The sequence below is a fragment of the Prescottella equi genome, assembly GCF_002094305.1.
Taxonomy (GTDB): Bacteria; Actinomycetota; Actinomycetes; order Mycobacteriales; family Mycobacteriaceae; genus Prescottella; species Prescottella equi.
In genome coordinates, this window is record NZ_LWTX01000016.1 from 22,896 (window position 1) to 46,398 (window position 23,503).

Sequence of the window (23,503 nt, forward strand, 5' to 3'; positions counted from 1 at the left end):
AGCGTGGTTGTTTCCGCCAACTCCAGAAACGTCGTCTTCGTCGACGGCATCCGCACGCCGTTCGGCAAGGCCGGACCGAAGGGCATCTACGCCGAGACCCGCGCCGACGACCTGGTCGTCAAGGCCATCCGCGAACTGCTGCGCCGCAACCCTCAGCTCGACCCCGCTCGGGTCGACGAGGTCGCCATCGCCGCGACCACGCAGACCGGCGACCAGGGCCTGACCATCGGGCGCACGTCCGCGATCCTCGCGGGCCTGCCCGAGACGGTTCCCGGCTTCGCGATCGATCGCATGTGTGCCGGCGCGATGACCGCCGTCACCACCACCGCGTCGGGTATCGGCTTCGGCCAGTACGACGTCGTCATCGCCGGCGGCGTCGAGCACATGGGCCGCCACCCGATGGGCGAGGGCGCAGACCCGAACCCGCGTTTCCTCGCCGACCGCCTGGTCGACCCGAGCGCGCTGGTCATGGGCAACACCGCCGAGAACCTGCACGACCGGTTCCCGTCGATCACCAAGGAGCGCACCGACGCCTACGCCGTCGCGTCGCAGAACAAGTACGAGGCCGCCAAGAAGGCCGGGTACATCGCCGACACGCTGGTACCCGTCGCGACCCGCTCGGCATCGGGCTGGGGCCTGGCCACCGAGGACGAGCCCCCGCGCCCGGGCACCACGCTCGAGGATCTCGCGAGGCTCAAGACCCCGTTCCGCCCCGCCGGACGGATCACCGCCGGTAACGCCGCGGGGCTCAACGACGGCGCCACCGCCGCAATCCTCGCCGGCGAGGACACCGCCACCGAGATGGGCCTGCCGATCGGGATGCGCATGGTGGGCTTCGCGTTCCAGGGCGTCGACCCGGCCGTCATGGGCATCGGCCCCGTCCCGGCCACGGAGAAGCTGTTGGCCCGGACCGGCCTGAAGATCGAGGACATCGGCCTCTTCGAGATCAACGAGGCGTTCGCCGTCCAGGTGCTCGCGTTCCTCGAGCACTTCGGTATCGCCGACGACGACCCGCGCGTCAACCAGTGGGGCGGCGCCATCGCGTGCGGCCACCCGCTCGCATCGTCCGGTGTGCGCCTGATGACGCAGCTGTCGCGGCAGTTCGCGCAGAACCCGGGTGTCCGCTACGGCCTGACGACCATGTGCATCGGGCTCGGCATGGGCGGCACCGTCATCTGGGAGAACCCCAATCACAAGGACTACGCAGCCTACGAAGCCGGAGCCAAGTAAATGACCGACATCGCAAACGCTTTCGCCGACGAGGTCGTGACCGAGGCGTACACGAAGCTGATCACGGTCCCGGGCATCGACGGCCCGGTCGCGCTGATCACCCTCGACAACGGCTTCGACCACACCAAGCCCAACTCGTTCGGCCCCCGCGGCCTGCTCTCGTTCGACAAGGCGCTGGACGAGGCGTTCGAGGCGAAGCCCGCCGCGATCGCCGTCACCGGCAAGCCGTTCATCTTCGCGGCCGGCGCCGACCTCAAGGGCGTGCCGTCCATCAGCTCCCGCGAGCAGGGCCTCGAGCTCGGCCGCTTGGGCCACAAGGTGTTCCGTCGCCTGCGCGAGTCCGACGTGCCGACGTTCGCGTTCGTCAACGGGGTCGCGCTCGGCGGCGGCCTCGAGGTCGGACTGCACTGCCACTACCGCACCTACGCCGACAACGTCGGCGCACTCGGCCTGCCCGAGGCCATGCTGGGTCTGGTTCCCGGCTGGGGCGGAACCCAGTTGCTGCCCAACCTGATCGGGCCGTCGAACGCCGTCACCGTCGCGATCGAGAACCCGCTCAACAACGGCAAGGTGATCAACTCGAAGAAGGCGCTCGAACTCGGCATCGCCGACGTCGTGCTCGGCTCCGCCGACTTCATCGAGCAGTCCCTCGCGTGGGCGGCGAAGGTGATCGCGGGCGACGTCACCCCGGCCCGGCCGGAGATCGACCGCGGCGCAGGCTGGGACGAGGCCATCGCTCGGGCCAAGGCGATCGTCGAAGGCAAGACCAAGAACAACGCGCCGGGCGCGGTGCGCACCGTCGAGCTGCTCGAGCTGGCCCGCACCACCGACCTCTCCGACCCGAAGTCGCTCGACGCCGGGTTCGCAGCGGAGGACGACGCGCTCGCCGACCTGCTCATGACCGACGAACTGCGCGCCGGCCTGTACGCCTTCGATCTGGTGAACCGCCGCGCGAAGCGCCCGGCCGGGGCCCCCGACAAGTCGTTGGCGCGCAAGATCTCCGGTGTCGGCATCGTCGGAGCCGGCCTGATGGCAAGCCAGCTGGCGATGCTGTTCGTCAAGCAGCTCAAGGTGCCGGTGATCCTCACCGACATCGATCAGGAGCGCATCGACAAGGGTGTCGGCTACGTCCATGGCGAGATCGACAAACTGCTCGCCAAGGGCCGTCTGTCGCCGGACGGCGCCAACCGCCTCAAGGCGCTCGTGACGGGTTCGCTGGACAAGGCCGCGTTCGCGAACACCGACTTCGTCATCGAGGCCGTCTTCGAGAACATGGACGTCAAGAAGAAGGTCTTCGCCGAGCTCGAGGAGCACATCTCCCCCGAGACCGTGCTGGCGACCAACACCTCGTCGCTGTCGATCACCGAGATGGCCGCGGACCTGAAGCACCCCGAGCGGGTCGTGGGCTTCCACTTCTTCAACCCGGTCGCTGTGCTTCCGCTGCTCGAGGTCATCAAGGGCGAGAAGACCGACGACGCCACTCTGGCAACGGCGTTCGCTACCGCGAAGGCGCTGAAGAAGTCGGCCGTCGGCTCGGCCGATCTGCCCGGCTTCGTGTTCAACCGACTGCTCATCCGGGCGCTCGGTGAGGTCATGAACGCCGTCGACGAGGGCACCCCGTTCGATGTCGCCGACAACGCGATCGCCGAACTCGGCATGCCCATGACGCCGTTCACGCTGCTCGCGCTGGTCGGGCCGGCCATCGCGCTGCACACCGGCGAGACCCTCAACGCCGCCTACCCGGAGCGGTTCAAGCCGTCGCCCGGACTCGAGGCGATCGTCGAGGCGCGCAAGCCCGGCGTGTGGACCTGGACCGACAAGGGCCAGGTCGTCGACCCGGAGGTCGCCGCGCTGTGGCAGCAGGGCGACAAGCCGTCGACGTCCGAGGAGGTTCTCGAGCGCACCCGGCGCGCGTTCGCCGAGGAGATCCGGATCATGCTCGAGGAAGGCGTCGTCGCCGCCCCCGAGGACATCGATCTGTGCCTGATCCTCGGTGGCGGGTTCGGCTTCTGGAACGGCGGCATCACGCCGTACCTGGACCGAACCGGCACGTCGGAGGCCGTGAACGGCAAGACGTTCCTGGCCAAGGGCGTCGCGAGCGTCTGATCGACCCACGCGCGGAGGGCGCGTCCCGATACGGGGCGCGCCCTTCGCGTGTGTCCGGCAGTAGGTTAGGCTCCCTTTCACCCCAACGAAGGAGTCTCCAGGTGTTCGCGTTCACGAAGCGGCGTCGGATCGCCGCCACCATCGCCGCGCTCGGCGCAGCGACACTCGTCGCCGGCTGCTCGTCCGGCGACGACACGACCGCCGCCGGCACGGAGTCCGGCGGGGCCTTCCCCGTCACGATCGCGAACACGTTCGGCTCCACCACCATCGACGCCGCGCCCGAGCGGATCGTCACCCTCGGCTGGAACGCCGAGGACATCGTGTACGCCCTCGGCGGCACCCCCGTCGGCATGCCGAAGAACTCCTACGGCGCCGACGCGAACGGCGTCATGCCGTGGCTGTCCGACAAGTTCGACGCGAGCAGGACCACCCTCCTCGACACCGCCACGTCGACGCCGATCGAAGCGATCGCCACGCTCGCACCGGATGCGATCCTCGCGCCCTACGAGGGCTTCGACCAGGCCACCTACGGCCAACTGTCCGCGCTCGCGCCCACCGTCGGGTACCCCGGCAAGGCGTGGCAGACGACATGGCAGGACCAGACCACCATCGTCGGTCAGGCGATGGGCAAGTCCGACGAGGCCACGGCGCTGATCGACGGCATGGACAAGATGCTCGCCGACACCGCCGCCGCGCATCCCGAGTTCGCCGGCAAGACCCTCTCGGTGATCAACCTCGACACCACCAACGGTCAGGTCAACGTCTACAAGCCCACCGACCCGCGCGTACAGGTTCTCACCGAACTCGGTTTCGTGAACTCGCCCGGCGTGGAGAAGATCGCCGCCGAGAGCGACCCCGACAGCTTCTTCGCCAGCATCTCCGCCGAGCGCATCAACGAGGTCGACGCCGACGTCGTGATCGCCTTCGTCCCGGATCAGGCCGAGGCCGCGAAGAACCCCGGCTACAACACGCTCGGTGCCGTCCAGCGGGGCAGCGCCGTGCCGCTGTCCGACACCCAGGTCGTCGCCGGCCTGAGCCGCACCGGCGTCCTGGCGACGCCGTGGGTCATCGACAAGATCACCCCGCAGCTGTCCGAGGCCGCCGAGAAGGTCGGCTGACGACCTGCCGTAGCGCCCGGTCCGGTTGATCCCCGCGACAAGCGAATTCGGCGTAGCGTCCCGTCTGAACGATTCCTTCGGCGGGAGGCGAGCCATGTCGAACCTCGACACCACCGGCCAGCCCCCGGCCGCTCACGCGGCCGTCGGGCTGGCCGTTCTGTTCTCGGCCGCGGCCGCCCTCGGCGGCTTCCTGTTCGGTTACGACACCGCCGTCATCAACGGGGCCGTCAACGCGATCCGCGACCGCTACGACATCGGGGCCGGCGCGACCGGGCTGTCGGTGTCGCTGACGCTACTCGGCGCGGCGCTGGGCGCCTGGGTGGCCGGGAGCATCGCGGACCGACTCGGCCGCATCCGGGTCATGCAGATCGCGGCCGTGCTGTTCGTCGTCGGCGCCCTCGGCTCGGCCTTCCCGTTCGGGATCGTGGACCTGACGCTCTGGCGGATCCTCGGCGGGATCGCGGTCGGTTTCGCTTCGGTGATCGCCCCCGCCTACATCGCGGAGATCGCGCCGGCAGCGATCCGGGGCCGGCTCGGTTCGATGTACCAACTCGCCATCGTCCTCGGGATCGCGGTCTCGCAACTCGTGAACTACGCGATCTCCGACGCCGCCGGCGGTGGTCGCGGCGAACTGTTCGGTGTCGAGGCGTGGCAGTGGATGCTCGCCGTCGAATCCGTACCCGCCCTGCTCTATCTCGTCATGACGTTCACGATCCCGGAGTCACCGCGGCACCTGGTGCGCTGCGGTCGCGAGAACGCCGCCCGCAAGATCATCGGAGTGCTCGAGGGCGGCGACGACGATGCCGTCCGCAGTCGCATCGAGGAGATCCGCACCTCACTCGGTGCCGAGCGGGCGCGCGTCGGCGTGCGCGCCCTGTTCGCCAAGTCGACCGGCGTGTCCGCGCTCGTCTGGGTCGGAATCGCGCTCGCGGCCCTTCAGCAGTTCGTCGGCATCAACGTGATCTTCTACTACTCGAGCACCCTCTGGCAGGCAGTGGGCTTCGGCGAGGACCGCTCGTTGCTGATCAGCGTCGTGAGCGCGCTCGTCAACATCGTGGGCACGTTCGTCGCGATCGCCGTGATCGACCGCATAGGACGCAAGCCCCTGCTGTTGATCGGCTCCGTGGGCATGGCCGTATCCCTCGGCACCGCCGCAGTGTGTTTCCATTCGGCAACAGTGACGACCAACGAGATCGGCGAGTCCGTCGCCACCCTCGAGGGGGCGTCCGGCACGGTCGCGCTGGTCGCCGCCAATGCCTTCGTCTTCTTCTTCGCGCTGTCCTGGGGGCCGGTCGTCTGGGTACTCATCAGCGAACTGTTCCCCAACCGCATTCGCGCCGCCGCGGTGGGCATCGCCACCGCTTCCAACTGGGTCGCCAACTTCCTGGTGTCCGCGACCTTCCCGTCGCTCGCCGACTGGAACCTCTCGCTCACGTACGGGGGCTACGCCGTGATGGCAGTGGTCTCGATCTTCGTGGTGAGCAGGTTCGTCACCGAGACCCGCGGGCGCACCCTCGAGCAGGCCGGCTGACGCTACGCCCAGTGCGACGGCCGGGGCAGCGCATCGGGGAGCATCGTGCGGGCATCGCCGCGAGCCGCATTGATCTGGAACCGGCTGAGGAACAGTGCACTCGACAGATTCGCTCCACGCAGGTCCGCACCGCGCAGATCCGCGCCGATCAGATCAGCCCACCGCAGGTCCGCCCCGCGCAGGTTCGCGCCGATCAGCCAGGCACCACGCAGGTTGGCGCCCCGCAGATCCTGGCCCGCCAGCTTCGCCCCCATCAGATCGGCGCCGCGACGGCTCAGACCCCGGCCCGGGGCCTGGTTGCGAACGAGTTCACTCACCTGCAGCAGCACGACGTTGACCGCGTCGCGCCGAGCGCCGACGTCGAGGCCCACCAGCTCGGCGGCCGGTCGCTCGGTCAGGCGCAGCGTCTCGTCTCGCAGAGCCGTCAGCTCGGGACGCAGCCGGTCGGCAACGCGCAGTCGCAGCGACTCCTCCAGGTACCAGAGGAGCTCGTGCAGCTGGCGCATCACCGGGAACACGTCGAACATCTCACGCGCGACGCCGGACGAGTCGCGCCAATCGACGCCTCCGAACGTCACCTGTGACACCTGCTGGCCGGCACCGAAGCAGTCGTACACGGTGCACCCGGCGAATCCTCTGTCCCGCAACTGTGAGTGGATACCGCAGCGGAAGTCGTCCAGCAGGTTGCGGCACGGCACTCCCCCGGCCTTGTCCACGGCGAAGTCGCTCGACGCCGCGAAAGGCAACGCGACACAGCACAGCCCGAAACAGCTCGAACAGTCCGAGACCAACTCGGGCGACGCGATCGGCTCCGGCACCGAGACCTCCTGACGGATCGGGAACCACCATTTCCGCACGAACCGAACCATGCGTGCAAATCATTTGCCGGACAGCGTCACTCGACCCCTCCGTCGTCGGCCGCCGGTTGACGGGCGCGAACGGTCCGGCCGACACTGGTCGTGGCTCCCCGCGACGTTGCACCGAGCGGCACCCGGCGCCGTCGGGGCCCGTGCCACCGGACGTGCCGCGGCGGGAGGAACCCGATGAGCATCGACCCGAAACAGGCCCACATCTGGATCGTCGGCGGTGGCATCGCCGGCATGGCAGCGGCAGTCTTCGCCATCCGGGACCCCGGCGTGCCCGGCGAGAACGTGCACATCCTCGAGCAACTCGACATCGAGGGCGGCTCGCTCGACGGCGCCCGTTCCCCCGCGGTCACCGACGGGTGGGTCACGCGCGGGGGACGCATGCTCGAGGAGGAGGCGTACCGATGCACGTGGAATCTGTTCGAGTCGATCCCCTCACTCGAGAATCCCGACATCAGCGTCCGGCAGGAAATCCGCGACTTCAACGAGAAGGTCAGGACGGACGACAAAGCGCGCCTGATCGATTCGCGTCACAACATCGTCGACGCGTCGCAACTCGGTCTCGACAACAGGGATCGACTCGAGATGATGCGGCTGCTGGGCCTGCCCGAACGCGCCCTCGGCGCCCGCCGTATCGACGAGATGTTCGGTGACCACTTCTTCACCACCAACTTCTGGCAGATGTGGCGGACCACGTTCGCCTTCCAGAAGTGGCACTCCGCCGCCGAGCTGCGACGCTACTTCCTGCGCTTCGTCCAGGAGTTCCCCCGCATCCACACGCTGTCCGGGGTCCGGCGCACCGTCTACAACCAGTACGACTCGATGGTCGTTCCGCTGCAGCGGTGGATGTGGTCCCGTGAGGTCGACGTCCGATTCGCGACCCGCGTCGTCGACATCGACTTCGCAGCGGACGGACAGCCGCGGCGCGCGATCCGGCTGCACATCGAGGATGCGAACGGTCGGTCGACGATCGAACTGGGCGAGAACGACTACATGTTCGCCACACTCGGATCGATCACGGCCGACACCACCTACGGCGGCAACGACGACGTGCCCGCGCTGATCCGCGACCGCGTCGACCGCAGCTGGTCGTTGTGGGAAGAGATCGCGAAGAAGGCCTCGGACTTCGGCCGGCCCAACACCTTCTACGGCAACATCGACGAGAACAAGTGGGAGTCGTTCACCCTCACGATGCGCGGCAACAAGCTGCTCCGCCGCATCACCGAGTACACCGGCAACGAACCCGGAACCGGCGCCCTGACCACGTGGTTCGAGTCCGGCTGGCACCTGTCGACGGTGGTCGCCTACCAGCCGCACTTTCCGCAGCAACCCGAGGGCGTGTACACGCTGTGGGGGTACGGGTTCGACATCGACAACGAGGGCGACTACGTCAGGAAGAAGATGTCGCAGGCCACCGGGCGGGAGATCCTCACCGAACTGATCCACCAGTACGGCTTCGAGGACATCCTCGACGAGGTGCTCGCCACCACCGACGTCACGACCGTCATGATGCCGTACGCCTCAGCGCTTTTCAGCCGCCGAGTCCCGGAGGACCGCCCCGAGGTGATTCCTGCCGGCGCGCAGAACTTCGCGTTCCTCGGGCAGTTCACCTCCCTACCCGAGGACGTCGTGTTCACCGTCGAGTACTCGGTGCACGGCGCGATGCACGCGGTCTACACGCTGTTCGCCGTCGACAAGCCCATCCCGCCCGTCTACCACGGCCTGCTCGACCCCAAGGTCGGGGTCAGGGCACTCGAGGCGGCGTTCCGGTAGGTCCCGTCAGCCGATGGCCGGGTTCGACTTGTCGGCGTCCTCGTCGAGCCCGCCACCGGTGCGTAGCCGGTCCAGCCCGACCACCCACCCGGTGACCTGACGAGTGACATCCTGCGCGGTGAGGCCGAGCTCGCGATGGATCTGGTCGCGCGACGCATGGTCGAGGAACTGCTGCGGCACGCCGAGATCGCGGCACGGCACGTCGACCCCGGCGGCGCGGAGCGCCGCCGACACCGTGGACCCGATACCGCCGTGCAGACCGCTGTCCTCGATGGTCACGACCATCCGGAAGTTCTCGGCGAGCTTGATCAAGGACTCGGGCACCGGCAGCACCCAGCGCGGATCGATCACCGCTGCGGTGATGCCGTGCTGCGCGAGCCGTTCGGCCGCCTCGATCGCGACACCGGCGAACGAGCCGACCGCGACGAGGAGCACGTCGCCGCGCTCGCCTTCCGGCATCTGCAGTACGTCCACGACGCCGTCCAGCCGACGGATCGCCGGGACATCCTCGCCGACGGCGCCCTTCGGGAACCGGATGACGGTGGGCCCGTCGTTCACGGCCAGCGCCTCGTCCAGCTCCTCGCGCAGCGTCGCCGCATCACGCGGGGCCGCCACCCGGATGCCCGGCACGATCCCGAGCAGCGACAGATCCCACATGCCGTTGTGGCTGGCACCGTCGGCGCCGGTCACCCCGGACCGGTCGAGGACGATCGTCACGGGCTGCTTCAGCAGCGCGACGTCCATGAGCAGCTGGTCGAAGGCGCGGTTGAGAAACGTCGAGTAGATCGCGACGACGGGATGCATGCCACCGAGAGCGAGACCGGCGGCGGACGTGACCGCATGCTGCTCGGCGATCCCGACGTCGAACATCCGCTCCGGGAAACGCTCCCCGAACCCCGCCAGCCCCGTCGGCCCGGGCATCGCCGCGGTGATCGCGACGATGTCGTCCCGTTGCTCCGCCTGCGCGATCAGTTCCGACGAGAAGACCGACGTCCAGTCGGGTGCGGAGGTGCCGCGAGCGCGGCCGGTGAGAGGGTCGATGACGCCGGTGGCGTGCATCTGGTCGGCGAGATGGTTCTCGGCGGGCGCGTACCCCATGCCCTTCCGGGTGACCGCGTGGACGATGACCGGTCCACCGAACGCCTTCGCGCGGCGCAGCGCCGACTCCATCGCGGCCTCGTCGTGCCCGTCGACCGGGCCGAGGTACTTGATCCCGAGATCGGTGAACATCACCTGCGGGCTGACGGCGTCCTTGAGGCCCGCCTTCATCCCGTGCAGCAACTGGTAGGCGGCGCGACCGACCCACGGCATCTTCTTGACCATCCGGCGGCCGTTGTCGAGCATCCGCTCGTAGCCGGGCTGCAGGCGCAACGACGCGAGATGATCGGCGAGACCACCGATCGTCGGCGCGTACGAGCGGCCGTTGTCGTTGACGACGATCACGACCGAACGGTCCTTGCCGGCAGCGATGTTGTTGAGCGCCTCCCAACACATACCGCCGGTCAGGGCGCCGTCGCCGACCACGGCCACGACGTGCCGGTCGCGCTGCGCCGAGAGCTCGAACGCCTTCGCCAGCCCGTCCGCGTAGGACAGCGCCGCCGACGCGTGCGACGACTCGACCCAGTCGTGTTCGCTCTCGGCCCGCGACGGATAGCCGGAGAGACCGCCCTGCTTGCGCAGCGAGTCGAACTCGTCCTTACGACCGGTGAGGATCTTGTGGACGTAGGCCTGGTGGCCGGTGTCGAAGATGATCGGGTCGGAGGGGGACTCGAACACCCGGTGCAGCGCGAGCGTCAGTTCGACGACCCCGAGGTTGGGGCCGAGATGGCCGCCTGTCGCGGAAACCTTCTGGACCAGGAACTCGCGGATCTCCGAGGCGAGCTCACGGAGCTCCTCCGAGTCGAGCCGACGCAGGTCGTCAGGCGTCTGGATGCGGGCAAGGACACCCAACGAGATCGCTCCCTCCAGCTGGTTCACGGGCTGCCACGCGACAGCCCGCCAAGTCTACGGAGCCACCGGAGACGACGACGTCCGGCATCGATTCCCACGACACCGCCGCGGCCGACCCGTGCCGGATGACACAACCAAGACTGTGCGCTCATCCTACTGTTGCTCCATGGGCAACGTGGTCGACGAGTTCATCACCCGCGTGTACGACGTCGTGTGCACCGACCGGGGCGGCGAGGTCGCCGACTACATCCCGGAACTGGCGGCCGTGGCGCCCGACGGACTCGGAATCGCCGTGGCCACCGCCGACGGGCACGTCTACCAGGTCGGCGACACGTCGGTGCCGTTCACCATCCAGTCCATCTCGAAACCCTTCACGTACGCGCTCGCGCTCGCCGACCGCGGCGTGGACGCCGTCGCCGAGAAGATCGACGTCGAGCCTTCCGGGGAACCGTTCAACGAGATCAGCCTGGATCCGGACACCGAGCGTCCGCGCAATCCCATGATCAACGCCGGTGCGATCACCGCGGCCTCGCTCATCGCGGGCGCGAATCCGGCGGAACGGTTCGAGAGGATCCGCACGCTGTACTCGCGCTGCGCGGGACGTCCGCTGACCCTCGACGAGGCCGTCTACGACTCCGAGGCCCGCACCGGGCACCGCAACCGGGCGATCGGATACATGCTTCGGTCGTTCGGCGTCATCACGGACGACCCCGACGACGCCGTCGACGTGTACTTCCGGCAGTGCTCGATCGAGGTCACGTGCCGAGATCTGGCACTGATGGCGGCGACGCTCGCGAACAACGGCGTCAACCCCCTCACCCGGGACCGGGTGCTCAACCCCGCGCTGGTCGAGCGGGTGCTGAGCGTCATGACGACGTGCGGGATGTACGACGCCGCCGGCGAGTGGGTGACGGAGGTCGGCATGCCCGCCAAGAGCGGCGTCGGGGGCGGTGTCCTGGCCGTGCTGCCCGGCCAACTGGGGATCGCGGTCTACTCGCCCCGGCTGGACCGGCACGGCAACAGCGTGCGGGGCGTACAGGCCTGCCGCGCACTGTCCGCCGACCTCGAACTGCACTTCCTGCACGTCACCCGCGCGGCCCGGTCGTCGATCAGGGCGCGGTACAGCGTCTCCCAGGCGCCCTCGCGCACGCGGCGCACCGAGGCCGAGCAGCAGTCGCTGGAGGCCTTCGGCGATCGCGGGCGGATCTACGAGTTGCACGGCGACCTGCTGTTCGCCGGCGCCGAGACCGCCGTCCGGGAGATCGAGGCCGAACGGGCGGACCTCGAGGTGGTCGTGGTCGATGTGCGCCGGGTCGACGACGTCAGCGGCGTCGCCCGCCGGATGATCGAGGCCCTGCGCGCCGACCTCGCCACCGGCGATTGCCGCACGGCCCTCGTCGACCCCGACGGCCTGTTCGGCCATGCCACGTCGAGCCTGACCCCCGACGATCCACGCGGGCGGGTGTTCGCAGATCTCGACTCGGCGACCCGTTGGTGCGAGGAAGTCCTGTTGGACCGGCATTGCGGCGTCGGCAGGCAACCGGAGTCGATCGAGCTCGAGGCCCACCCCCTCCTGGCCGACCTGACCGACGCCCAGTTCGAGCGCTTCGTCGACGAACTGGAACTGCGGACCAGCGCACGCGGCGAGGTCGTCGCGCGGCGCGGCCAGCCGGCGTCGGGCATCCATCTCATCCTGTCCGGGCGGGCCAGTACCACCGTGACGACCGAGGACGGCGTGATCCACCCGATCACCACGCTGTCCGCCGGAATGTCGTTCGGAGAGATGCCGACGCTGCTCGGTTCCACCTATCTCAACGACGTCCGCGCCGACACCCCGCTCACCCTCGCCGTCCTGCCTCCGGACGGGTTCGCGCGGCTCACCGGCAGTGCACCCGAGATCAAGGCGGCCCTTCTCGAGCGCCTTGCCGCCATGGCGTACGGACAGCTGGAAGTGCTGCTGCGAACGTTCGAACACCACGGACGGAGCTGACGCCGCACCGAACGCACCGGCTGGTCCGATTCGCGCCGGGCACCGTGGGCGCGTGCGCGGCCGTCCGGTCTCGCGAGACCACGGAATTCGATTGCGCGGGCACCCGGTATCCGACAGGCTGGACGACGACCGAGTTGCGACATCGCTCACACGAGACCATGGGGACCACATGAGATCCGGCACCGCACTGGCCATCGAGACCACTGGATTGATCAAACGTTTCGGCTCCAACACCGCCGTCGACGGCGTCGACCTCGCTGTCCCCACGGGGGGTGTGTACGGGGTGCTGGGTCCGAACGGCGCCGGGAAGACGACGACGATCCGCATGCTCGCGACGTTGCTGCCGATCGACGGCGGCTCGGCCCGGGTGCTGGGCCACGACGTCGCGAAAGAGGCCGAGACGGTGCGCGCCAAGGTGTCCCTGACGGGGCAGTTCGCGTCGCTCGACGAGGATCTGACCGGCACCGAGAATCTCATGCTGCTGGGCCGGCTGTACGGGTACTCGCGGGCCGCGGCCCGCTCCCGCTGCGACCAGCTCCTCGACGCGTTCGGACTCCAGGACGCCGGCGGCCGTCAGGTCAAGACCTATTCGGGTGGCATGCGCAGGCGCATCGACATCGCTGCCAGCATCATCGTGACCCCCGAACTGATCTTCCTCGACGAACCGACGACCGGCCTCGATCCACGCAGCCGCAACCAGGTGTGGGAGATCGTCCGCGCCCTGGTGGCGGGAGGCACCACCGTACTGCTCACCACCCAGTACCTGGACGAGGCGGACCAGCTGGCCGACCGGATCGCCGTGATCGACCACGGCAAGGTCATCGCCGAGGGCACCACCGGCCAGCTCAAGGCCTCGGTGGGCTCCGGAGCCCTGCACGTCCGCGTCGCCGAGCCTTCCCGGCGGGCCGACGCCGCCGTGACACTCGAACGCACGCTCGGCGTGCCCGTCAACCTCGAATCCGATCCCGCCGCGCTGACGGCACGCATCGACGACCCGCAGCGGGTGGCTCGCGCTCTCGCCGCACTCGACGACGAGAATCTCGCCGTCACGACGTTCGCGCTCGGCCAGCCCAGCCTCGACGAGGTGTTCCTCGCCCTGACCGGGCACGGCGCCGAGACCACCGCAGACTCCGACACCCTCGAGGGGACCGCGTCATGACCGACACCATCACCACCTCTGCGCAGGCGGTCGGCAACGTCCTGCAGATGCCCGGGCCGCGCCCGGCACGGCCGAACGCGCTGTCGACGTCGATGTCGTTCGGGTGGCGCGCCCTGCTCAAGATCAAGCACGTGCCGGAACAGCTGTTCGACGTGACCATGTTCCCGATCATGTTCACGCTGATGTTCACGTTCCTGTTCGGCGGTGCGCTCGCCGGTTCGACCGGGGCCTACGTCCAGTTCCTCATTCCGGGCATCCTCGTGCAGACCGTCGTCATGATCACGATGTACACCGGTCTCACGCTCAACAAGGACATCGAGAAGGGCGTCTTCGACCGCTTCCGCTCCCTGCCGATCTGGCGGCCGTCACCGCTGGTGGGCGCCCTGTTCGGCGACATCGTCCGCTACACGATCGCATCCGTGATCGTGCTGATCCTGGGCCTGATCCTCGGGTTCCGGCCGGCCGGCGGCGTCGTCGGAGTGGTGCTGTCGGTCCTGCTGTTGCTGCTGTTCTCGTTCAGCCTGTCGTGGGTGTGGACGATGTTCGCGATGCTGCTGCGCACCGAACAGGCCGTCATGGGCGTGTCGATGTTCATCCTGTTCCCGCTCACGTTCGCCAGCAACATCTTCGTCGACCCGTCTACGATGCCCGGCTGGCTGCAGGCGTTCGTCGAGGTCAACCCGATCAGTCACCTCGTCACGACTCTTCGCGCGCTGTGCGAAGGCTCGTTCGAGTTCGGCCAGATGTCGGGCGTGCTGATCTGGTGCGCCGGGTTCATCGTCATCTTCGGACCGCTGACGATGCGCCTGTACAACCGCAAGACGTAGACCCGGGATTCGACCCACGAAACAGAGCGGCCCGCAACCGGTATCGGTTGCGGGCCGCTCTCTTTCGTTGTTCTCGGTTGTTCTCGACCGCCTGGGAGCGTGCGTCAGGCCCGGATGTCCGCGGTCTCCGCGGCCTCGTCCGCATCGGCAGGCTTCTGGATGTCGATGGTCCGGCGCAGCGGAGTGTTCGGGATGAAGATCACGCACACGAGCGTGATCAGCGCGACCGCCGCCGCGATCAGGAACAGCAGTCCGGTGGCGTCACCGTAGGCGCCGCGGATGATGTCCGCGATCGGGCCCGGCAGCGCGTTCAGGTCCAGATTGCCGCCGCTACCCGGAGCGTGCGTGTCGATACCGAGCTTCGCGAATCCGTCGGCCGACAGGGTCGTCACGCGGGTGGCGAGCACCGAACCGAGAACCGACACACCGATCGCACCGCCGAACGTCCGGAAGAACGCCACCGAACTGCTGGCGGAGCCGATGTTCTGCACACTCACGGTGTTCTGGACGGCGAGCACCAGGTTCTGCATCAGGCTGCCGACGCCGATACCGACGATCGCGATGTACACGCCGATCAGCCACAGGCTGGTCTCGTGGTCGATCGTGCCGAGCAGTCCGAAACCGATCACCAGCAGCACCGCGCCGCCCACGATGAAGGGCTTCCACTTGCCGAATCGGGTGATCAGCTGGCCGGAGACCACCGACGAGATCAGCATGCCCATCACCATCGGGATGGTCAGCACACCCGCGATCGTCGGGGAGTGCCCGCGCGCAGTCTGGAAGTACTGGCCGAGGAACGTCGTGGCACCGAACATCCCGACACCGACCGCGATGGACGCGACGATCGCCAGACCGGTGGTCTTCTCGGTGATGATGGCAAGCGGAATGATCGGCGACTTGACCTTCGATTCCACGATCACGGTCGCGATCAGCAGCAGCACGCCGACGCCGACGTAGATCGCCGACTCCTTCGAGATCCACGCGTAGTAGTCCGCCTTACCCGCGAACGACACCCAGATGAGCAGGATGCTGACGCCGGCGGTGAGGAGCGTCGCGCCCAACCAGTCGATGGAGACGTCGTCCTTGCGTTCGGTCGCGATGTGCAGCGTGCGCTGGAGCAGGAACAGCGCGACGACCGCGATCGGCACACAGACGAAGAAGCACCAGCGCCAGCCGAGCGGGCTGTCGACGATCACGCCGCCCAGGATCGGGCCACCGGACATCGAGACCGCCATTGCGGCACCCATGTAGCCCGAGTAGCGACCGCGGTCGCGGGGCGGAATGATGCTGCCGATGATCGCGACGACCAACGCGGTCAGACCGCCCATGCCGATGCCCTGCACGACGCGCGCCGCCAGCAGCACCGGCACGTTGTGCGCGAAGCCGGCGATGACCGAACCGATCACGAAGATCACGATCGAGGTCTGGACCAGGATCTTCTTGTTGAACAGGTCGGCGAGCTTGCCCCAGATCGGGGTCGACGCCGCGTTGGCCAGCAGCGCGGTGGTGATGACCCACGCGTACTGGGTCTGGTTGCCCTTCAGGTCACCGATGATCGTCGGCAACGCCGTCGAGACGATGGTCGAACTGAGCAGTGCCGTGAACAGCGCTGCGATGAGGCCTGCCAGGACCTCGAGAATCTGGCGATGGGTCATCGCCTCTTCACCGGTACCTGCCCGGCTCTCCCCCACTGGTGTCGTCATCGAAGTGCTCTCCCACATTGATCGGCTACTAGAGGCGAGGGGTCGGGACGCGTGGTCAGCGAGTCGGTGAGTCGTTCGACAGCGGTCAACGCCGCCGTCGCCTCCTCCTGGCTCCACTCACCGAGCAGGGCACGCAATCGCGCGGACCTGCGTTCCTTGGTGGTCTGCAACACCTCGTCGCCCTTTTCGGAGACCTGGACGCGGAAAGCCCGCCTGTCGTCCGGGTCCGGGTGACGCTCGACCAGGCCGGCGTCGACCAGTTCGGTCATCTGCCGGCTGAGCCCCGACTGGCTCAGACACAGAATCGACGCCAGTTCGTTCTGCCGGCACGGTCCCCGGGCCGACAGCGCGACGAGCACGGCGACCAGTGCCGGGGCCATCGGATCGTCCGCTGTACCGGCGATCGCGTTCTTCAGCGAACGGCCGAACAGGAAGATCGCATCGACCAAGGCCTGCGCTGTGTCCGCCTGCACCGCCATCCGTACACCCCGCATCCCTCATAATTACTTGCAGAGCGCAACTATATGCATAGTTGCGTGCCTCAAGCAATTACTTCCCAAATGCGACATACCGCATTTCAGGGTCCCTACCAGCGCTTTTGTAAAAACAGGGCGGCCGGTCCGTGTCCGGCGCCACGTCATCGAGTGAGTAGCGCGAGGCTCTCGACGTGATGGGTGAGGGGGAAAGCATCGAAAGCGCGAACCTGTTCGAGCCGATAACCGCCCGCACGGAAGTGGGAGACGTCCCGCGCGAACGACGCCGGATCGCACCCGATGTGCACGATCCGCTGCGGGGCCGCCGCGACGATCGTGTCGACCACCTCGCGGCCGGCACCGGTCCGCGGCGGGTCGAGCACCACGACGTCGGGGGTGGGCAGATCGTGCAGGGCCCGCTCGACGCGCGCCGCATGCAGACGGACCTGCGGAAGGTCGGCCAACGCCTCGCCGCCGTCGGCCACGGCCTGCTTCGAGAACTCCACCGAATCGACACGTCCGGTCACCCCGACCTGGTCGGCGAGGGTGGCCGCGAACACTCCCACGCCGCCGTAGAGATCCCACACGTTGTCACCCGCGGAGGGCTGCGTCCACTCCCCCACGACCTGTGCATACGTCTCGGCCGCACCGCGGTGCGCCTGCCAGAAGCCGGTGGCCGCGAGGTGCCACTCCCGGTCGCCGACCCGCTCGACGGGTCGGCCGGAGCCGATGACGACCCGCTCGGCCCGGGTACCCGACGACGCCGCTCGTCGCGCCGTCGCACCGCGCCGTCCCGGACTGCGTCGGCCCGTGCGCGACACCTTGGCCGGAGCGATCTCCACCACGTGCCGGTCGCCGTCCGCATCGAGCACCACCTGAACCTCGCCGCCGGGCTGCCACGACCGCTCGGAGAGTCCCGCGTACGCGGACAGGTCGATCTGCGGGCACGCCAGGAACGTCTCGATCTCGAGGCTGCGGTAGCGATGGAAGCCGGGACGCCCCGACGCGTCGACCGCGAGCCGCACACGAGACCGCCAACCGGTTCCGTTGCCGGTTCCGGGAAGCGGCTCGACGGCGACGTCCTGCTCGACGCCCGCGATCCGGCGCAGCTGCTCGGCGACGACGAACGCCTTCATCGACCGGCCCGCGTCGAGCGTGGCGTGCGAGTAGTCGCAGCACCCGGCACCGCCCGGTCCCGCGATGGGGCACAGCGATTCGATCCGGTCCGGGGACGGCGCGAGGATCTCGACGGCGTCGGCGCGGCAGAACGAACCACCGCGATCCTCCGTCACCAGGGCGACCACCTTTTCGCCGGGCAGGCCGTGCCTGACGAAGAGCACGCGACCCTCGTGCCGGGCGACGCAGAACCCGCCGTGGCCGGGATTGCCCAACTCGACCTCGAGTCGACGTCCCGTCCAGTCCTCACTCACCACGAACCGCCCATCACTTGTCTTCCGTCTCGAATCCACGCCGAATTGCGCCGGGAGCATTGTCCACCCGTTCGCGCTTGACCTTCTCCGACGAGCTCAGCTGCCAGGGCACGCTGGTGACCATCACGCCCGGCTGGAACAGCAGTCGGCTCTTCAGACGCAGCGCGCTCTGGTTGTGCAGGATCTGTTCCCACCAGTGGCCGACGACGTACTCGGGGATGAACACGGTCACGACGTCGCGTGGCGAGTCCCTGCGGACCCGGCGCACATAGTCGAGCACCGGCTTGGTGATCTCGCGGTACGGCGACTCGATCACCTTGAGCGGCACCGTGATGTCGCTCTTCTCCCACTCTCGCACCAGTGCGCGGGTGTCGGGCTCGTCGACGTTGACCGTGACCGCCTCGATGGTGTCGGGCCGAGTGGCCCGCGCGTACGCGAGGGCCCGCATCGTCGGCATGTGCATCTTCGACACCAGGACGATCGAATGGGTGCGGCTCGGCAGGACGCCGTCCCACTCCTGTTCCTCGAGTTCCGCGGCGACGCTGTCGTAGTGCCGCCGGATCGACTTCATCACGATGAAGATCAGGATCATGGCGACGATGGCGATCCAGGCGCCGGCGGCGAACTTCGTCAGCAGCACGATGATCAGCACGGCACCCGTCATCGCGAGGCCGATCGAGTTGATCACCCGCGAACGCTGCATGCGCCGACGCTGCGTCGGATCCGTCTCGGCCCGCAGGTGCCGGGTCCAGTGCCGGATCATGCCGGTCTGGCTGAGCACGAACGAGACGAACACGCCGACGATGTAGAGCTGGATGAGCTTGGTCACCTCGGCGCCGAACACCACGACGAAGGCGATGGCCGCGCCCGAGAGGAACAGGATGCCGTTGCTGAAGGCGAGTCGATCGCCACGGGTGTGCAGCTGACGCGGCAGGTAGCGGTCCTGCGCCAGCACCGACCCGAGCACGGGAAAGCCGTTGAAGGCGGTGTTGGCCGCGAGAACGAGGATCAGGGCCGTGACGATCGCCATGAAGTAGAAGCCGACCGGGAACCCGGAGAACACTGCCTCGGCCAGCTGCGCGATCAGCGTCTTCTGGTGATAGCCCTCCGGTGCCCCGACGAGCTGGGTGTCCGGATCGTGCGCGTAGACGATGCCGATCTTCTGGGCCAGCATGATGATGCCCATCAGCAGCACGATCGCGAACGTGCCGAGCAGGAGCAGCGTGGTGGCAGCGTTGCGCGACTTGGGCTTCTGGAACGCCGGCACGCCGTTGCTGATCGCCTCGACGCCTGTCAGCGCGGCGCAACCGGACGAGAAGGCGCGCGCGATGAGGAAGGCGAAGGCGATGCCGTACAGATGGGAATCCTCGGCCTGCAGATCGAAGGCCGACGACTCGGCGTGGACGTCGTCGCCGAAGAGGTAGATCCGCGCGAAACCCCATCCGAGCATGATCAGCATGCCGACGATGAAGGCGTAGGTGGGAAGCGCGAAGGCGGAACCCGACTCGCGGATTCCGCGCAGGTTCACGGCGGTCAGCAACGCGATCGCCGCGATCGCGAACAGAACCTTGTGCTGCGCGACGAACGGTACCGCCGAACCGATGTTCGACGCCGCGGACGAGATCGACACGGCGACCGTGAGCACGTAGTCGACCATGAGCGCACTGCCGACCGTCAAGCCCGCATTGGGTCCCAGGTTGGTCGTCGCGACCTCGTAGTCGCCACCACCCGACGGGTAGGCGTGCACGTTCTGCCGATAGCTGGCCACCACGACCGCCATCACCACTGCGACGGCCAGACCGATCCAGGGAGTGTAGGCGTACGCGGAGATGCCCGCGACGGAGAGGACCAGGAAGATCTCCTCGGGCGCGTACGCGACCGAAGACATTGCATCCGAGGCGAAAACCGGTAGCGCGATGCGCTTGGGCAGTAGCGTGTGCCCAAGCTTGTCGCTTCGGAACGGCCGCCCCAGGATCAGCCGTTTTGCGGCTGTGGAAACCTTCGACACCGCCAAAGCGTAAGCCGTCCGAACAGTTCCGTGACACGGGGGCGGCGCTCTGGGCGTTTCATCGACATTACTCTGCGCCCGAACTGCTGTGACACTCGCCCTCCCGCCCCGCACGACCGCGAATACTTGCTCTTCCCCAGGCGCGCTGTACGGTTCGATTCGACGCCGGCGGCAACCCGTCGGGTCTGACGTGAGATGAACGGAGTGGACGGGTGTACGTAGTCGTCATGGGGTGTGGCCGGGTCGGCTCGTCCCTCGCTACAGCACTGAGCCGGATCGGCCACGAAGTGGCGGTCATCGACCGCGACGAGAGCGCCTTCCTCCGCCTCGGGCCCGACTTCTCGGGTCACACGGTCGTCGGCATGGGATTCGACCGCGACGTGCTGATTCGCGCCGGGATCGAACGCGCCGAGGCGTTCGCCGCGGTCTCCTCCGGCGACAACTCGAACATCATTTCCGCGCGCGTCGCACGCGAGACGTTCGGTGTCGAACGGGTCGTCGCACGCATCTACGACGCCAAACGCGCCGCGGTCTACGAGCGTCTCGGCATCCCGACCATCGCGACCGTCCCCTGGACCACCGATCGCTTCATGCTCGCCCTCGCCCAGGACGACCAGATCTCGAAGTGGCGCGATCCGTCGGGCACGGTCGTGGTCACCGAACTGCCGCTGCACGAGGACTGGGTGGGCCGCAGCATCACCGACCTCGAGACGGCGACGAGTTCGCGTGTGTCGTTCATCATCCGATTCGGGTCGGGGATCCTTCCGGACCGCAAGACCGTCATCCAGGCCCAGGACCAGGTGTACGTGGCCGCCGTGTCCGGGACCGTCGCGGAAGCGGTCGCGCTGGCCGGCAACCCGCCCCCGTCGGACGAGTGAGCCCGGACATGACCCCCTTGCCGTTCGACCCGATTGGATGTCCCTGATGAGAGTCGCCATCGCAGGGGCCGGCGCTGTCGGCCGCTCCATCGCCCGTGAACTCGTCCGCAGCAAGCACCACGTGATGCTGCTCGAACGCAAGCTCGAGCACGTCGAACCCGACGTGATCCCGGAAGCCGAGTGGGTGCACGCGGACGCGTGTGAGCTCAGCCTCCTCGAGGCCGCGCGACTCGAGACGTACGACGTCGTCATCGCTGCGACCGGCGACGACAAGGCCAACATCGTGGTGAGTCTGCTCGCGAAGACGGAGTTCGGGGCGCCCCGCGTGGTCGCCCGCGTCAACGATCCGCGCAACGAGTGGCTGTTCGACGAGTCCTGGGGCGTGGACGTGGCGGTGTCGACGCCGCGCATGCTCGCCTCGCTGGTCGAGGAAGCCGTGACGGTGGGCGACCTGGTGCGCCTGATGACGTTCCGTCAGGGACAGGCCAACCTCGTCGAGATCACACTGCCCGACGACACGCCGCTTGCCGGCAAGCCGGTGCGCAAGATCAAGCTCCCGCGCGATGCGGCGCTGGTGACGATTCTGCGCGGCGGCCGGGTCATCGTCCCGCAGCCGGACGATCCGGTGGAGGGCGGCGACGAGCTGCTGTTCGTCGCCGCGGTGGAGGTCGAGGACGAGCTACGCGCCGCGATCGACATCTGAGCCCGAGGACGGACCCGCTTCACCTGCCGAGGCGGGCTTCCCGTCCTCCGGTTCGGCGGCCGCGTCCGGCTGCTCAGGCGCCGGCTCGACCAGCCGGTCCGCCCGGCGCACCGCCCAGATCGTCACGAGGAGTACGAGTCCGGTGAGCGGCCATCCCATGCCGATGCGCGCAGCTGCGAGCCAGCCCGTCTGATCCGCGTCGTACAACTCGGACTGGACGAGGTACCGCGCCCCGAACACCAGCGCCCACGCCGCCGTCGCGACGTCGTAGGCGCGTACCGCACCCTTGTGGGCCTTCCAGATGTTCCGGTGACCGTTCAGATAGCCCCATGCGACACCCACGAGCGGCCAGCGCACCAGGATCGAGACCAGGAACACAGCCGCGTACAGCAGGCTCGTGTAGATGCCGAAGAGGAAGTAGCCCTTGGCATCCCCGGTTCGGTAGGCGATGAAGGCGCAGACACCGACCCCGAGGAAGCCGGAGATTGCCGGTTGGATCGGACCCCGCTTGACCAGGCGCCACACGAGGATCGCGGCGGCGACACCGAGCGCGGTCCAGACCGCCGGCGCCAGACCCCACAGACTGTTCGCCGGCACGAAGACGACGATGGGCAACGACGAGTAGATCAGCCCGCTGAGTCCACCGAGCTGCTCGAGGATCGTCTGCTGCTTCGTTTCGGTCACGCGACGAGAGTGCCACATTCGGTCGGCGAGCCGCCGTCGGCACGGAGAACGGGGCCCGGAGAGCGACGTCGGTCAGGAGTCGCCACGGAGCTCGTAGTACGGGTTGAAGATCACCTTCTGACCGTCGCGATCACCCACCCGGCCGCGAACCATCAGAGTCTTGCCCGGTTCGATGCCGGGGATGCGGCGGCGGCCGATCCACACCAGGGTGACCGGATCGGTGCCGTCGAAGAACTCGGCACGGACACTCGCATTGGCCGACTTGGGACACGCCTCCACACTGCGGAGCCGGCCGAACATGGTGACCTCTTCGCCCCTGGTGCAGTCGCAAGCGCGGGTAGCGCCGGATGCCTGGGCGGTCTCGACCATCTCCTCGGCATCGAGCTGCTCGAGATCCTCGGTGAGTCGGCGAGTCAGCCTGCGAAAGTAGCCTGCCGCGGCGGGTGCCATAGCGCGCTCCTGGAGCAAATGGCGACGTATCCGAACGTCGCACGAAGGGTTGTATCTGGGTATAACGCTTGTCTTGCACGAATCCTGCCCGAGTCCCGTGAGGGACCCGAGCGGGGTCCATGAGGGTCACTGTAACCCTAAAGTGACCTGACAACCACAGCCGTCCTGATCCCCTGTGAAACGGACAGTGCAAGATCGAACCATGCAGCTGCAGCCGTGGCCCCCGGTGGCCGTCGCACTCCCCGGAACGGGCTCCGACGCGACCTTCGTCGATCGCGCCTTCCGGGCGGCGTTGTCCCAGGTAGGCGTCGCGACGATCGCGGTGGACCCGGACCCGCGACGGGTGGTGGGCAGCTACCGCGACGCCATGGACCGCGCGGCCGACGAGCACGGGACGATCGTCGTCGCGGGCGTGTCGATCGGCGCGGCCGTCGCACTCGAATGGGTGGCCGACAATCCCGACCGGGTTCGCGCCGTGCTCGCGGCACTGCCGGCCTGGACGGGATCGCCCGTGGGCGCTCCCGCGGCAGCGAGTGCCGTTTTCACGGCGTCCCGGCTGCGCGCCGACGGACTCGACGCCGTCACCGCCGAGATGACCGCGTCGAGCCCGCCGTGGCTGGCGGG

19 protein-coding genes are annotated in these 23,503 nt (G+C 68.1%); 11 read left to right on the top strand and 8 right to left on the bottom strand.

Annotation, left to right across the window (positions count from 1 at the left end):
- Positions 1-3: 3 nt before the first annotated feature.
- The 4 genes from A6I89_RS23525 (at position 4) to A6I89_RS23540 (ending at position 5,985) form a co-directional block, all read left to right on the top strand.
- The gene (locus A6I89_RS23525; RefSeq protein WP_005513587.1) at positions 4-1,230 is read left to right on the top strand and encodes a thiolase family protein; all 1,227 of its coding nucleotides are present in this window, start codon (positions 4-6) and stop codon (positions 1,228-1,230) included.
- The gene (locus tag A6I89_RS23530) at positions 1,231-3,336 is read left to right on the top strand and encodes a 3-hydroxyacyl-CoA dehydrogenase NAD-binding domain-containing protein (RefSeq protein WP_005513589.1); all 2,106 of its coding nucleotides are present in this window, start codon (positions 1,231-1,233) and stop codon (positions 3,334-3,336) included.
- A gap of 101 nt (positions 3,337-3,437) precedes the next feature.
- A complete protein-coding gene (locus A6I89_RS23535; RefSeq protein WP_013415831.1) occupies positions 3,438-4,454 on the top strand; it encodes an iron-siderophore ABC transporter substrate-binding protein in 1,017 nt (338 codons plus the stop codon).
- 94 nt (positions 4,455-4,548) lie between these two features.
- Positions 4,549-5,985, top strand: coding sequence for a sugar porter family MFS transporter (locus tag A6I89_RS23540; protein WP_022595582.1), 1,437 nt, complete (start codon positions 4,549-4,551; stop codon positions 5,983-5,985).
- Positions 5,986-5,987: 2 nt separating this feature from the next.
- Here the strand turns inward: A6I89_RS23540 and A6I89_RS23545 are convergent, their stop codons facing one another.
- Positions 5,988-6,854, bottom strand: a complete 867-nt coding sequence (locus A6I89_RS23545) for a pentapeptide repeat-containing protein (RefSeq protein ID WP_013415830.1) — start codon at positions 6,852-6,854, stop codon at positions 5,988-5,990.
- Positions 6,855-7,028: 174 nt separating this feature from the next.
- Between A6I89_RS23545 and A6I89_RS23550 the strand changes: the two genes are divergently transcribed.
- Positions 7,029-8,624, top strand: coding sequence for an oleate hydratase (locus A6I89_RS23550; RefSeq protein WP_022595580.1), 1,596 nt, complete (start codon positions 7,029-7,031; stop codon positions 8,622-8,624).
- Between the two features lie 6 nt (positions 8,625-8,630).
- Here A6I89_RS23550 and dxs read toward each other — a convergent pair whose 3' ends face one another.
- Positions 8,631-10,574, bottom strand: coding sequence for a 1-deoxy-D-xylulose-5-phosphate synthase (dxs, locus tag A6I89_RS23555; protein ID WP_013415828.1), 1,944 nt, complete (start codon positions 10,572-10,574; stop codon positions 8,631-8,633).
- A gap of 166 nt (positions 10,575-10,740) precedes the next feature.
- On the opposite strand from dxs, the gene glsA reads away from it, so the two are divergent.
- From glsA to A6I89_RS23570, 3 genes are all read left to right on the top strand, one after another.
- The gene (gene glsA / locus A6I89_RS23560; protein WP_022595576.1) at positions 10,741-12,564 is read left to right on the top strand and encodes a glutaminase A; all 1,824 of its coding nucleotides are present in this window, start codon (positions 10,741-10,743) and stop codon (positions 12,562-12,564) included.
- Between the two features lie 169 nt (positions 12,565-12,733).
- Complete coding sequence (locus A6I89_RS23565) at positions 12,734-13,723, top strand: daunorubicin resistance protein DrrA family ABC transporter ATP-binding protein (protein ID WP_022595575.1); 990 nt, start codon at positions 12,734-12,736, stop codon at positions 13,721-13,723.
- A complete protein-coding gene (locus tag A6I89_RS23570) occupies positions 13,720-14,550 on the top strand; it encodes an ABC transporter permease (protein WP_005513604.1) in 831 nt (276 codons plus the stop codon). The genes A6I89_RS23565 and A6I89_RS23570 overlap by 4 nt, the downstream gene beginning before the upstream one ends.
- 104 nt (positions 14,551-14,654) lie before the next feature.
- Here A6I89_RS23570 and A6I89_RS23575 read toward each other — a convergent pair whose 3' ends face one another.
- The 4 genes from A6I89_RS23575 to A6I89_RS23590 all read right to left on the bottom strand — a co-directional run bounded on the left by A6I89_RS23575 (position 14,655) and on the right by A6I89_RS23590 (position 20,164).
- Positions 14,655-16,253 (bottom strand): MDR family MFS transporter, encoded by a 1,599-nt coding sequence (locus tag A6I89_RS23575; protein ID WP_064067027.1) that lies wholly within the window; start codon positions 16,251-16,253, stop codon positions 14,655-14,657.
- A complete protein-coding gene (locus tag A6I89_RS23580) occupies positions 16,250-16,732 on the bottom strand; it encodes a MarR family winged helix-turn-helix transcriptional regulator (protein ID WP_022595572.1) in 483 nt (160 codons plus the stop codon). The genes A6I89_RS23575 and A6I89_RS23580 overlap by 4 nt, the downstream gene beginning before the upstream one ends.
- A gap of 158 nt (positions 16,733-16,890) precedes the next feature.
- Entirely contained in the window at positions 16,891-18,156 is a 1,266-nt protein-coding gene (locus A6I89_RS23585) for a class I SAM-dependent RNA methyltransferase (protein ID WP_044990901.1), read from the bottom strand.
- A 13-nt stretch (positions 18,157-18,169) separates the two neighbouring features.
- On the bottom strand, positions 18,170-20,164 hold the full coding sequence (locus tag A6I89_RS23590; RefSeq protein WP_013415822.1) for an APC family permease: 1,995 nt from the start codon (positions 20,162-20,164) through the stop codon (positions 18,170-18,172).
- Positions 20,165-20,376: 212 nt separating this feature from the next.
- Between A6I89_RS23590 and A6I89_RS23595 the strand changes: the two genes are divergently transcribed.
- Both A6I89_RS23595 and A6I89_RS23600 read left to right on the top strand, forming a co-directional pair.
- The gene (locus A6I89_RS23595) at positions 20,377-21,042 is read left to right on the top strand and encodes a potassium channel family protein (RefSeq protein WP_013415821.1); all 666 of its coding nucleotides are present in this window, start codon (positions 20,377-20,379) and stop codon (positions 21,040-21,042) included.
- A gap of 46 nt (positions 21,043-21,088) precedes the next feature.
- Positions 21,089-21,745, top strand: coding sequence for a potassium channel family protein (locus tag A6I89_RS23600; protein ID WP_022595570.1), 657 nt, complete (start codon positions 21,089-21,091; stop codon positions 21,743-21,745).
- On the opposite strand, the gene A6I89_RS23605 is transcribed toward A6I89_RS23600, so the two are convergent.
- Together A6I89_RS23605 and A6I89_RS23610 are read right to left on the bottom strand one after the other, a co-directional pair.
- A complete protein-coding gene (locus tag A6I89_RS23605; RefSeq protein ID WP_022595569.1) occupies positions 21,722-22,429 on the bottom strand; it encodes a DUF3159 domain-containing protein in 708 nt (235 codons plus the stop codon). The genes A6I89_RS23600 and A6I89_RS23605 overlap by 24 nt on opposite strands.
- A gap of 72 nt (positions 22,430-22,501) precedes the next feature.
- Positions 22,502-22,879, bottom strand: coding sequence for an OB-fold nucleic acid binding domain-containing protein (locus tag A6I89_RS23610; RefSeq protein ID WP_013415819.1), 378 nt, complete (start codon positions 22,877-22,879; stop codon positions 22,502-22,504).
- 202 nt (positions 22,880-23,081) lie between these two features.
- Here A6I89_RS23610 and A6I89_RS23615 point away from each other — a divergent pair.
- Positions 23,082-23,503 (top strand): alpha/beta fold hydrolase (locus tag A6I89_RS23615; RefSeq protein WP_419178896.1); only part of this gene is annotated, 422 nt, incomplete at its 3' end.